12 protein-coding genes are annotated in these 12,670 nt (G+C 46.4%); 8 read left to right on the top strand and 4 right to left on the bottom strand.

The features are described 5' to 3' along the window. The first annotated feature begins 99 nt into the window (after positions 1-99). The gene (gene ppa, locus ACWYU8_RS15600; RefSeq protein ID WP_444494725.1) at positions 100-630 is read left to right on the top strand and encodes an inorganic diphosphatase; all 531 of its coding nucleotides are present in this window, start codon (positions 100-102) and stop codon (positions 628-630) included. Between the two features lie 162 nt (positions 631-792). Here the strand turns inward: ppa and ACWYU8_RS15595 are convergent, their stop codons facing one another. The 3 genes from ACWYU8_RS15595 to tamA are packed head-to-tail and all read right to left on the bottom strand — an operon-like array spanning position 793 to position 6,759. Next, positions 793-1,140, bottom strand: coding sequence for a gamma-glutamylcyclotransferase family protein (locus ACWYU8_RS15595; RefSeq protein WP_457520638.1), 348 nt, complete (start codon positions 1,138-1,140; stop codon positions 793-795). 28 nt (positions 1,141-1,168) lie between these two features. Then, positions 1,169-5,047, bottom strand: coding sequence for an autotransporter assembly complex protein TamB (gene tamB, locus ACWYU8_RS15590; RefSeq protein ID WP_457520636.1), 3,879 nt, complete (start codon positions 5,045-5,047; stop codon positions 1,169-1,171). Beyond that, positions 5,044-6,759, bottom strand: a complete 1,716-nt coding sequence (gene tamA / locus ACWYU8_RS15585) for an autotransporter assembly complex protein TamA (RefSeq protein WP_457520634.1) — start codon at positions 6,757-6,759, stop codon at positions 5,044-5,046. Before tamA ends, tamB begins: the two co-directional genes overlap by 4 nt. A gap of 170 nt (positions 6,760-6,929) precedes the next feature. Between tamA and msrA the strand changes: the two genes are divergently transcribed. Then, positions 6,930-7,568, top strand: coding sequence for a peptide-methionine (S)-S-oxide reductase MsrA (msrA, locus tag ACWYU8_RS15580; RefSeq protein WP_457520632.1), 639 nt, complete (start codon positions 6,930-6,932; stop codon positions 7,566-7,568). Positions 7,569-7,649: 81 nt separating this feature from the next. On the opposite strand, the gene ACWYU8_RS15575 is transcribed toward msrA, so the two are convergent. Further along, positions 7,650-7,844, bottom strand: a complete 195-nt coding sequence (locus ACWYU8_RS15575) for a DUF1107 domain-containing protein (protein ID WP_457520630.1) — start codon at positions 7,842-7,844, stop codon at positions 7,650-7,652. A 293-nt stretch (positions 7,845-8,137) separates the two neighbouring features. On the opposite strand from ACWYU8_RS15575, the gene ACWYU8_RS15570 reads away from it, so the two are divergent. The 6 genes from ACWYU8_RS15570 (at position 8,138) to ACWYU8_RS15545 (ending at position 12,452) form a co-directional block, all read left to right on the top strand. Next, entirely contained in the window at positions 8,138-8,689 is a 552-nt protein-coding gene (locus ACWYU8_RS15570) for a YtfJ family protein (protein WP_457520628.1), read from the top strand. Between the two features lie 143 nt (positions 8,690-8,832). Next, on the top strand, positions 8,833-9,132 hold the full coding sequence (locus ACWYU8_RS15565; RefSeq protein WP_457520627.1) for a DUF2607 family protein: 300 nt from the start codon (positions 8,833-8,835) through the stop codon (positions 9,130-9,132). Between the two features lie 132 nt (positions 9,133-9,264). Continuing rightward, the gene (gene zrgA, locus ACWYU8_RS15560; RefSeq protein WP_457520625.1) at positions 9,265-9,915 is read left to right on the top strand and encodes a zinc uptake protein ZrgA; all 651 of its coding nucleotides are present in this window, start codon (positions 9,265-9,267) and stop codon (positions 9,913-9,915) included. A gap of 52 nt (positions 9,916-9,967) precedes the next feature. Beyond that, the gene (locus ACWYU8_RS15555) at positions 9,968-10,696 is read left to right on the top strand and encodes an ABC transporter ATP-binding protein (RefSeq protein WP_457520623.1); all 729 of its coding nucleotides are present in this window, start codon (positions 9,968-9,970) and stop codon (positions 10,694-10,696) included. After that, complete coding sequence (locus ACWYU8_RS15550) at positions 10,693-11,952, top strand: ABC transporter permease (RefSeq protein WP_457520621.1); 1,260 nt, start codon at positions 10,693-10,695, stop codon at positions 11,950-11,952. Before ACWYU8_RS15555 ends, ACWYU8_RS15550 begins: the two co-directional genes overlap by 4 nt. Before the next feature lie 2 nt (positions 11,953-11,954). Beyond that, complete coding sequence (locus tag ACWYU8_RS15545) at positions 11,955-12,452, top strand: DUF3299 domain-containing protein (protein ID WP_457520620.1); 498 nt, start codon at positions 11,955-11,957, stop codon at positions 12,450-12,452. Positions 12,453-12,670: the final 218 nt, after the last annotated feature.

Genomic DNA, 12,670 nt, shown 5'->3' with positions numbered 1-12,670 from the left:
GGCAGGTGTTTACCTGTCGCGTTTTTGTCGCTAAAGTGAGTTGCGAATAAATCGTAATAAGATGAGTCACACTCATCCTCAATGAAAAGGAAGTTTCCAATGAGCCTAAACCATGTACCAGCAGGTAAATCTCTGCCTGAAGATATCTATGTGGTTATCGAAATCCCAGCAAACGCAGACCCAATCAAATACGAAGTAGATAAAGACTCTGGTGCTGTGTTTGTCGACCGTTTTATGTCTGCACCAATGTTCTACCCATGTAACTATGGTTACGTGAACCACACGCTTTCTCTTGATGGTGACCCAGTAGACGTACTTGTTCCTACTCCTTACCCTCTGATGCCAGGTTCTGTTATTCGTTGTCGCCCTGTTGGCGTACTGAAAATGACTGACGAGTCTGGTGAAGATGCGAAAGTTGTTGCGGTTCCACACTCTAAAATTTCAAAAGAGTACGAACATATCCAAGATGTGGGTGATATTCCTGAGCTACTTAAGGCGCAAATCACGCATTTCTTTGAGCGTTACAAAGAACTGGAAACAGGCAAATGGGTGAAGGTAGACGGCTGGGCAGATGTCGAAGCCGCTAAAGCTGAAATCCTTGAATCTTATGAGCGCGCACAGAAAAAATAAGTGCAAACTTATCCCAATAAAAAGAGCTGCACAATTGCAGCTCTTTTTTAATATCCACATTTAGCTTCCGTGAGGGCCGACGCACAACAAGCCATATTCGACCAATGTCGTAACCACGGTATCAATGTATGCCAGAGGCAGCGTGTTCCACAGGCAAGCACCTTACACTCTTTGGCACCAGTCTCCGGAAGCAATCTCTTCTGTCAGTTGCTCGGTATCTTGATAAATATAAATCCAAGCCTGACCAAACGGCGTGCTAATACTCTCGCGGCGATACTCAACCGGCACATCCTCGAGTTTATCCAGCTCAATCAGCGTTTCGTCATCAATCAGATAGACTTCGCCTTGTACGGATTGGTGGCCTTTAGACACACCGGGGTATGGGCCTAAATCATACAAAGCGAATTGAGCATCACTTTCATGAAGGCCCAGAAATTGCGCCGAACTCAAATAATGGTGATTGTACTCTCCCTTACGTAACGTGCCGTAAACAAAAACCAAATGCTGCATAACTACTCCTTAGCTATGAGTTACGTTATCAATCAAATTCAAATTGATAGAGTAAATCAACGGCGCTGTCTACACCAGATACGGCCTCTAAATACAGATCTTGCATCAGGCGGTAACGAACGGTGAATTCGCCCAGCGAGTTAAAGATACCCACACCATATTTGACCTGTAAGCCCGGAAATATGTAGCCACTTACCGTCACTTGAGAATCATCACCCGACCCTGCGGTATCGAGTTGTAAATCTTGTACGCCAAAGGCTTCGCCGATCTCACCGACGACCCGACCACTTTTCGCCAGACTTAAACCGATCAAGGTGGTGGTCATCGCATTGCCTCCAGACTCCGCATCGATGTCCTGACCACGTAGCAGGTAGGAAAGCGCGTTCGCCTGCGCCATGGATGGATCTGAGAAAATCTCCATGTTTGGATCAGAAGCGGGCCCGGTTATGCGTACCCCAGCGGTTACATCGTCTTGCGTGTTATCTGGATTACGAATTGCAGTGATGGACAGATATGGCTGATCCGCTGGACCATTCATCATGATCTTACCTTCGTCAATCACCAAGTCCTGACCAAATGAACGATAGGAACCGTCCACAATGTTGACTTCACCGACGATAAACGGACCTTTGTCTTTCTGAGTAACATTCAGATTACCCTGTAGGCCGCCTTTCAGACCAAACGCCGACAGCTGGAAGTCGTTACCAATCTTGATGTTAATATCGGTTTCAACATTAAACGGCACAGCAACCGTATCATCCACGGGCTGTAGGTTTTCATCTAAAATAACCAGGTCATTTGAAACACCAACAGCGCTTGGCGGCAACGCTTCAACGGCGATGCGCCCCCAAGGTAGATTAATATTGCCGTGTACCTTGGCTAAATTCGGCGTCAATTCAAGCGTCATATCTGGCTCGACGATGATTTTCACCATCGGTGGCATATCCACTTTCAGCGCTTTGGCGAACACGCGCGCTTTGGTATGCCAATCTTGTAAATCTTGCCAATCTGCATCACCAGTGATTTCAAGTTTGCCATCAGGGGTGTTGATGCCAGCGTTTAAATCCGCCTGATGACCTTTAAAGTCAATCGCCACCTGACCAGAATCGATATCAATTGGTGTGACTTCCCCTTTCAGCTTGATTTGATCAATCAGGAACTGGCCATTCACTCGAGGATGCATGACATCACCAGACAGAGCCAGATCTGTATTCATAACGGCTTCGAACGAACTGTACTGGCCTATCAATGGTGCTAAGAAGTCAAGATTAAGCGTCGAAAGTGACACATTACCTGCAATCTCTGAGGCATCAGAAGAGACATTTATCAGTGAGACATTACCAGATAGGTCACCGTTATCAGTGACATCGACAAGCCACTGCGCATCCAGCTTGTCCTTTGCCAATGCAGCTTTAAAGCTGACACTGTCCCAGCCAACCGTAATTGGCTCTTCTAATGCTTGCTGTACCTGCCCCTGAGGCATATCCACATTCAGCGTCACTTCCGGCTTCATATTTGGTGACCATTTGGCAAATGCTTGCGCATTTACTGAGCCTTGAAGCTTAGTTTCTTCCGGTATCAGCGTTTTTATCTGACTGAAATCAAAGTTGTTTACGGCTAACTTCGCCTCACCACTTTTGCCAACACGGATGTTTTCGGTCAGGCACACGCTCGACTCGGCTTGTAACCAACAGTGCGCCTGAACATCCGCGATCTGTTTATCGATATTGACCTTTACCGCCGTCGATTTTTGCAGAGCCCAAGGGCCTTGAACGGTATTGAGCGACAAACGAGTCAAAGCACCATCCCAGATCATCTCAGGCTTTTGTTCAAGTGCCCCCTGAATTTCCAGGCTGGTTGACACGATATCCGAAACCACATCTAAGGTAAGTTGATGCAGTTTTTCATCGCCTGACACTTCGAGATCAGCGCTATCGAACTTCATGCTGTCATAGGTAATATTGTTCGCGACAAGACTGACCTTTGCTTTCGGCGCAGGTAGTGGTGAAACATCACCCTTCAACGTAATCGTTTCTACGGTAGCAAGCTTTTGCCAGTTCACTTTATTGACAGCAAGATTCAGATTGATGTCCGGCTCTTTTAAACTACCTCGTACCGCGATTTTACCGTTCATATTACCGCTAAGATCAGGCACACTTTTCGCAAAATCCGGGAAGTTAACTTCAACATCCATCAAGATTTGTTGATCGATCTTCCCCTTAGCACTTAATTGGTTAGGACCATGGGCAAGCACTAAACCTTGAGTTGTGAGCTGGATATCCTCGGCTTTACCATCTTTATCTGAAGCTTCTAACTGGCCTTTCACTTTAAGTGGATAACCGCGCAGAATGCCATCGATATCAAGCGTAGGAAGGCTGACCTGCCAGCCACCTTGCTCGGTGAGCGAGCCAGAAGTGGATAAACTGCCACTGATGTCGCCTTCTGCTTCAGGCCATTGCAGACCCGGCTGAATGTGCTGCAGGTTGAGATCGGCTTGCCAGTTTATTGGCGTAGCCCAGTTGGCCATTACTTTACCGAACAGTTCACCGCCTAAGGTTTTCACCACAATGCTTTCCAGATCGATTTGCTCTAACGAGCCTTTACCGTTCAGGGCCACATCCACTGCAGGGATATCCTTACCGGACGCTTGTGTTTCAAGCGCGACTTCATAACCCTTTAAGGAACCTTTCGCCACCAGACTTGGGACGGCGACCTGATAATCACTCTCTCCCAATAACGGCCACTGTGCTTCCACATTGCTAATGGTCACATCAAAGGGTAACTGAGCTTTAAGTGGCTGAAGTTTACCTTCAATCTGAGCTTTGGCTAGCTCTGAAAGGCTAGCCTTAAGAGACAAATCCCCCACAGAGCCTGTCGCAGAGAACGACAGCTTCTGCCCTTTTACATCGGCCTGTTTGACCAACGCATCTAACTGAGCGTTAATCGGATAGTCTGCAGAAAGCGTTACTTGCGTACTCAATGTCGCCTCGACCTCTGGCATATCGAGCTCAAGTGTTTTTACATCAACATGATCGCCCCCAGCTTGCGCCACCAAACCGAGATGATGAACAATAATCGGTGTTTCACCCGCTAACTTGAAGTTATTAATATCAAGCCGTCGAGCATCGACTGTCAGCGGAATCCAGACCTCAGGTAGAACAATATCCTGAGGAGTCGTGTCTGCGGGTTCTGCGGTCTCAGCTACTGCTACCGACTCTCCAGCGATCTCTGCTGCGGTATCTCCAGCTTCAGCTACCTCTGCTTCATTATCGGTTGCTGCTTCGCTGGCTTTTGGTTCGGTTGCCTCTTCCTCTGTAGGCGCAGGTTCGGCCTCACTTGGTGCAAGTGCAACATTGATCTCTTTTAATGCCGTAGGCGCGATGACTAACCGGTCACCCTGCATCGATAACGCCGTCGAGAACTGTTGCCAGTCCACTTGGTTGCCCAAGATGTTCAGATTGATGTCATTAAGGCTGACCTTATTGACAAAGATAGGCACAGGCGTACTGACAGAACGCAGTGGTGGCGTCTCTTCTTCTGGCTCTTCACTCGCAGGAGGAAGTTCCGGCATCTGGAAGTTCACACCTTGCAACGCCAGTTCATCAACACAGACTTTTGGATCGAAGAAGCAGCGGAAGTTAATCGCCAGCGTCAGACTATTCACTTTGGCATCAATCTTCAGCGATTCATCAACAAAACTGATGTTCTGCATCGAAAAACGAGGGAATAACGCGCCCTGAATCTTCTCTACCTGCAATTGTGGCAGCGCTTTTTCTGCCCCCCATATTGCCAGCTTCAAACCCGGGTGAGTAAACAGAACAGTTGACACTAAAATGATGATCAACAACAGGAGACCAATCAAACCTAGCGATAGCCATTTGGTCCACTTAAACATCTTTTTCATCATAGTTCAGGCCCCAAAGAGAAATGGATGCGGAATTCGTTCTTCTGAGGGTCATCCAATCCCCATGCAAAATCGAAGCTAACCGGACCAACTGGTGAAGCCCAGCGAATGCCAACCCCAGCCCCCGCTTTCCATTCGGGCGTATTATCAAACGCATCACCAATATCGTAGAAGGTCGCTCCCCACCAGTTACCAGTGATGCGATATTGATACTCCAGCGTACTGGTCAGGATGTATTTTGCGCCCGTCAGAGCACCACTTTCATCGACAGGAGAAATGGATTCGTAACCATAACCACGGATGTTATTGTCACCACCCGCAAAGAAACGTAACGACGGAGGCAACTTATCGAACTCTTCCATGAAGTTAGCGCCCCCTTCCAGACGGAAGAGTCCACGGTGGTTTTCACCAATACCACGAATCCAGGAGGTTCGTCCCAAGAAGCGAAATACTCGGGTTGCAGATAAAACGGCCGGATCACCATATTCAAAAGTGATGGTTTGCTTATCTCCCCACATTGGCATGCTGCCTCCGCGGGTTCGGGTACGAGAGAGCGTAGCCCCAGGAAGCAGGAACTGCACACCATCTTCTTGTAGACCCTGAGAGAAGTTCTCGTACAAGTGACGTACGTACACGGTCTTACGCCAGCCTCCATCCACAATCCAGTGGCGTTCTACCGCAAGGTTTGACTCCAGACTTTCGGTATCGCGGTTATCCAAATGTTTTAAGCCAAACTGGAGCTGGTAGTACTCGTGCAAAACGTCATCAAGTGGGATCTTGTAACCTGCGGTAATGGTTTGCTCCGGCTGAGACAGAGAAAGCGCCGTATCTAAACTGTGACCACGAGAACTGATCCAGGGCTTTTTCCATTTTAATGTGCCACGCACGCCCGTATCAGTGGAATAGCCAAGACCCGTTTCTATCTGGTTTTTGGCGGCCGGAGCAAGAGAAACCTTGATCGGCAAATCACGACCTTCATCCAGCATTGCCAGATCTGGCTCAACAAACACAGATGAGAACCAGTCGGTGTTAGACAGGTTCTGGTTATATTCACCAACACTTGAGACTAAGTAAGGTTCGCCTGTTTCAAACGGACTCAATGACGCGACACGCTCATCCCAAATCTGGCTACCAGTAATATTGATCGCGCCAAAGTGATAACGAATACCACTGTCATAATGCAAACGAATATTCGCTTCGTTGAATGCAGGAACGACTTCCAGACGACTGAGTAAATAGTCCCCTTTGAAGTAGCCACGCTGTAATGCCAGATTCCGTATGCCGGATTTCAGACTGTCGTAGTCGCCCTGATTAAGAACCCGCCCCACTTTCAAAGGTGACGCCTTAATAAGGCTCGTGAATTCTTCATCGTCCTTCGCTTCACCCGAGATCACGACATCCATGACCTTGACCTTCACTGGTAAGCCTTTTTCAATATTGATGATCAGCTCATCATTACTTTCAGGAACAATGTATGAAATTTTGGCATGATAATATCCAAGCGCATTGAGTGCTTCAGTGATACTTTCATCTAATCGCGCTTGAAAACGCAATGAAGTCGAATAGTCATCTTCAGGAATCGAAGTCAGGTAAGCTTTGACATTATCTTCCAATGCACCGCCAATGCCTTGTAGCTTTAAGGCGACTTTGGCAGACGCAGTGTGAGAAAAGACAAACAAGCCAACAACAATGATCGGGAGAGCTTTTTTTATCATGCGTTTTTTAGCTAACTGAGATTAAAATAAATGAGAATTAATGATAACGCCATTTTCAGGCTAAGTCTGTAATATTAAAGCCTTACCGTAACCATTGTCATTACATCTTCAGATAGAGACGAACGAGGACACGTTCGCAACTTTAAGACACATTTAAAAGGACAGATAGCATGCTCAACAAACAGACATTAATCAGTATAGAAGATGCCCTTCCGGGTCGAGAGCAGCCGATGCAAATTGAAGATACACATTTTGTTAATCAATCGAGCCTGACTGCACCATTGCAACCTCACCAACAACAAATTTTATTAGGCATGGGCTGTTTTTGGGGCGCTGAGCGCCTGTTTTGGCAACTGGATGGCGTGGTTTCTACATCCGTTGGCTATTCAGGCGGATACACACAAAACCCAACTTATAAAGAAGTGTGCACCGGAGAAACGGGGCATGCGGAAGTCGTAAGAGTGGTCTTCGATGAACGAGTGATTTCGCTGGAACAGCTTCTTACCGCATTTTGGGAGAAACACGACCCAACTCAAGGCATGCGTCAGGGCAATGATCTTGGCACTCAGTATCGTTCTGTTATTTATACCTACACGCAAGAGCAACAAGCGATCGCAGAGCAATCAAAACAACAGTATCAATACGCCCTGCAAGAAGAGCAAAGAGCTAATATCACCACAGAGATACAACCAGCAGAAGTGTACTACTTTGCGGAAACATACCACCAGCAATATCTGGCGAAAAACCCAGAGGGCTACTGTGGTCTGGGCGGTACCGGTGTTTGCTTCCCACCAAGCTTACAAGGTTAAATAAACGTTTATCTGCGTAACTAAAAAGAGCGACCTTAGTCGCTCTTAATATTGCTTCATTTGTAAACCCGACCACCGTGCTTATAACGAAGAAATTGTCTGATTCACTTCTTTAAATACCGACAGCCTTTTCTGATCACTTACGTCAGGAAGAAGAACTTTGCCATTATCAAAATAGAAGCTCCCTACGCCTGCAATAAAAAACTGACCTTTGAACAGAGTCTTTACAAAGCGAGCCACCTGTAGTGGTCTATATACTGCGAATTCACGTAGCATCTTTCACCTCAATTCCTTTGAGAAAATACAGATTGTCTATCCTTAACAATCTTATAGCGCAATTTGCGACCGACTTCATTCTAGCAAATCCTAGTAACAACGCAACATTACATCATTTCATACGTTAAATAAATGTTAACAAATATTGCGTGAATTTATTTTCACTACCTATATACTGGTCAGACCAAGATAACTTCAGTAAACAAAACTTGGCTTGCTGTACTGAGCATATCGAGGTTATTTACCTACAACGCTCCTCACTTGTACGAAATATAACAAGGTATTTATAAAATATGAAAACTAAGACTCTCCTGCCCCTTTTACTGGCTCTGATGCCAGGTCTTTCACTCGCAAATAATGTACTCATTGGCGAAACCCTTCCTGCCGTTAAGGTTGGCGCTTATGGTGAAATTGTCATGCAAGGTGAAGGCGTTGCATTCCAGCCCTGGGCAACCCAACAGATGCTGGGAAAAGTACGCGTCATTCAAGCGATTGCCGGACGCAGCAGCGCAAAGGAAATGAACGCCCCTTTGATGTCAGCCATTACTGCGGCTAAATTTCCTGAAGATAACTACCAGACCACAACAATCATCAATCAGGATGACGCGATTTGGGGCACGGGATCCTTCGTCAAATCCTCAGCTCAAGAGAGTAAGCAAGCGTTTCCCTGGTCATCAATGGTATTAGATGAAAATGGCGTAGTTGCAAAAGCTTGGGAATTAAAACCAGAAAGTTCGGCAATCATCGTGCAAGATAAACAGGGCAAAGTGCTCTTCGCTAAAGAAGGGCCATTAGAACAACAAGAGATCACTCAAGTAATTGAGTTGATAAGACAAAGCATTTAAAGCGAAATGAGGCTCCTTGTCTCTTCGGACAGGGAGTCATACCTCTCGACGTCATCCGATTTTTCTCATTGCATATAAAAGAGTGAACTTTTACCAATAATGGGTGTTATATTATAACACTCGCTCAGGTTTCAGGCTTAAAGATGGTCTACTTCAGGCAAACAACATTAAGAGATTGGCATCGCACTGTTGTACTCTTCAGTGTGGCTTTGCTGATCGCATGGAATTTTGTCACCATCTTCCATCAGCTGGATATGACGCCTGAACATCATGCCCATCATCACTGTCAGATGTTCGCCAGTGCCAATCACGGTCTGGCAAAGACTCAGCCGACCATTCAAACAGTTCCGAATAGGCGCAACACTTTCCACGACACGGCCGAACGTTTTCTCCTTATTGAGGAAGTCCGTAGTTCCGCTCGCGCACCACCTAATTTTGCTTAGTCATCACTCATACTCAAATCATTTAGTGTTATTGACTCGCAATATTCGTGATTTTTAATAACGTATTAAAAGACTTAGTATCAATTTGGATTCATACTAACTCAAATTGGTAGACGCAAAATTAGGAAAAAAATGCCATCTAAACACACTTTGGCTCTTGTTATCGGCTTATCTCTGTCTACAAGCGCAATCGCACAAGAATACCGTCAACACGATGCACACGTTCACGGCCAAATCGAATTTAACATTGCCCAAGACGGCAAAGATCTGCTCATTGAAATCACCGCGCCAGGTGCTGATGTGGTTGGTTTCGAACATCCGCCCGAAAATGCAGAGCAAAAACAGGTTCTAAAAAATGTTGTCGCCAAACTGGAAGACGCGAATAGCCTGTTTGCCATCAACCCACAAGCCAAATGTGATGTGACTGAAGCCCTGGTGAACCACACGCTTGATGATGAACATGAAGAGCATGGCGACCACGGACATGAAGGTCACGACCACGATGAACATGCGCACGATGATCATGACGAACACCATGATAACGACGGCCATGATGAACATGACGATCACGAAGGTCACGACCATGATGAACACAATGGTCATGGTGAGTTTTCTGTGCAATATCGCTTCAACTGTGAGCAAGTCAGCGAACTAAGTAGCATTAAAACTGGCTGGTTCAATCAGTTCCCTGCAACAGAATCAGTCAGTGTTAACTTGTTTACTGATACGACTCAGTCAGCAACCAACCTAAGCAAAGATAACGCCGAGATAAAAATCAAATAACTTGCCTGGCGTGTAAGTGCATACTTACACGCTATTCCTTTGGTGATAATCTATGACTGATTCCATAACCAGCGTTGTAGAGCTCAAGGATGCCGAGTTTATTTGGCCAGGCTCTGACATCGCTACCATCGCTATTCCTCATTTAAGCATTGCATCTGGTGAGCATGTTTTTATCAAAGGGCCAAGTGGCTGTGGTAAATCAACACTTCTGGCTCTGCTTACCGGAATCAATACCCTGAGCTCGGGATCCCTTTCCGTATTAAGCACTGACTTATCGACCTTGTCGGCAAGTCAAAGAGATAAGTTTCGTGCGGACCATATTGGCTATATTTTCCAACAATTCAATTTGTTACCGTATCTCAATGTGCTTGAAAACGTATTACTTCCCTGCCAGTTCAGCCAGGTAAGGCGTGATCGTATTGCACAACGAGCGAGCCATCATGCTTTGGTTGAGCAAGCATCCGCGTTGTTAGAGAGGCTGCATTTGCCTCACAATCTTCATTCGCGTCCAGTGTCTGAGTTAAGCATTGGGCAACAACAACGAGTAGCCGCAGCACGAGCTCTCATGGGGCATCCCGCGTTAGTGATTGCTGACGAACCAACATCCGCTCTGGATCATGACAACCGCATGGCTTTCATTGAGCTACTGATGGAACAGGCTAACCAAGTCAACGCGACACTGGTGTTTGTCAGTCATGATCCAACCCTAGAGCCTTTGTTTAACCGCACGATTAACCTCCCAGATATCAACCAATGCAGTGACTTAGGAGGATTATCATGAGCGCCGTTGTAAAGCTTGCCTGGAAGAGCTTAATGAACCGCAAAGCAACCGCGTTGCTAACGAGCATGACTGTCGCGATTTCTGTCATCTTATTGCTTGGCGTTGAGCGGATTCGAACTCAGGCAAAAGACAGCTTTGCTAATACCATTTCAGGTACTGATTTAATCATCGGTGGTCGTTCCGGGCCGGTAAATTTATTGCTTTATTCAGTGTTCCGAATTGGCAACGCCACCAACAATATCGACTGGAAGAGCTATCAGGAATTTAGCCAACATCGTTCAGTCGATTGGGCCATTCCCATCTCACTGGGCGACTCCCATAAAGGTTTCCGTGTCATGGGGACAAATCACAGCTATTTCGAACATTATAAGTATGGTAGTAAGCAACCACTTACTTTTACTCAAGGTCGAGAATTCAATGGCTTATTTGAAACCGTCCTCGGCTCTGACGTAGCGAAACAACTGGGTTACCAGATTGACAGCAAAATCATCATCGCTCATGGCATCAGTGATGTTGGCTTTAGCCGTCATGACAATCTACCGTTCAACGTTGTCGGCATTCTGGCTCCTACAGGCACCCCCGTCGATAAGACCGTGCATGTCTCTTTAGAAGCGATTGAAGCGATTCACGTCGGCTGGGAGAGTGGCGCACATTTAGGTGCAACGCCAAAGGCGGAAGATTTACAAGCCGTAGACTTTCAACCCAAACAGATCACCGCAATGCTGGTCGGTTTGAAATCACGTATTCAAACCTTCGCCTTGCAGAGACAAATCAACACTTACCCTAAAGAGCCACTAAGCGCGATCATGCCAGGCGTTGCTTTGCATGAATTATGGGGAATGATGTCAGTCGCGGAGCAGGCATTGATGGCAGTGTCTGGTTTTGTCGTCGCAGCCGGATTACTCGGCATGTTGAGTAGCCTGTTAACCAGCCTGCAAGAGAGACGCCGGGAGATGGCCATTCTACGCGCGATGGGAGCGAGACCTCGACATGTGTTCTCTCTGCTGATCAGCGAAGCCAGTTTGTTGACGGCAGCCGGAATTATCACAGGTGTTGCGGGCCTCTATTCCATTCTGGCGCTATTGCAACCCATCATACAGCAACACTATGGTATACATCTGACACTAAGTTTTCTTTCTTCATATGAATGGATGCTGCTCGTATTTGTACAATGCGCGGGTATTATGATTGGTTTCGTCCCTGCACTACGCGCTTATCGACAATCACTGAGCGACGGAATGACAATAAGGATATAAAAATGTGGAAAAAAATACTCGCTAGCTGCTTGCTGGTGATTTCTTTTACAGCCCCGGTAATGGCAAGTGAAGAACCATTGAAGATCGACTGGCTAGATCTGGTCCCCGAATCGGAGCGTAAAATGTTTAATAGCATGGGCATGCCTGATGCGTCAGAGCATAGTGGTGGCGCAGCACAACAGTCTAAGATTGGCGGTGTAAGAACCGAACTGAACGGCAGTCTGGTAAAAATACCGGGATTTGTTATTCCGTTGGAAGGTGATTCGAAAACCGTTACCGAGTTTTTGCTGGTGCCATACTTCGGGGCATGTATTCACGTTCCACCACCACCACCCAATCAGATCATCTATGTGAAGTTTCCAAAAGGGGCACCAGTACAGGAGCTTTGGGATGTGGTTTACGTCGTTGGGACCCTCAAAACAGAAGTCATGAGCCATGAACTGGCGGAAACGGCCTACCTGATAGAAGGTACGAAAATAGAAAGCTACGACGATATGTAGTCGCCAATCGTCACCGTTTTAAAAGATACACCCAGGGCGTCACTTCGGCGCCCTTTTCATATATGAACTAGATAATATAGCGCGACAAATACGCTAATACACTCACATACAGGACTAAAAGAAACGCTATCGACAGGTGCTTTTTCAGTTTGCTTGATTCTGAGAACTTCATCGCCCCTCCAAAATAACGATAACAACTTTAACAATTTGTTATCATC

The organism is Vibrio limimangrovi (assembly GCF_054064025.1).
The sequence above is the reverse complement of the archived record's forward strand: the minus strand, read 5'-3'. Positions and strand labels throughout refer to the sequence as shown.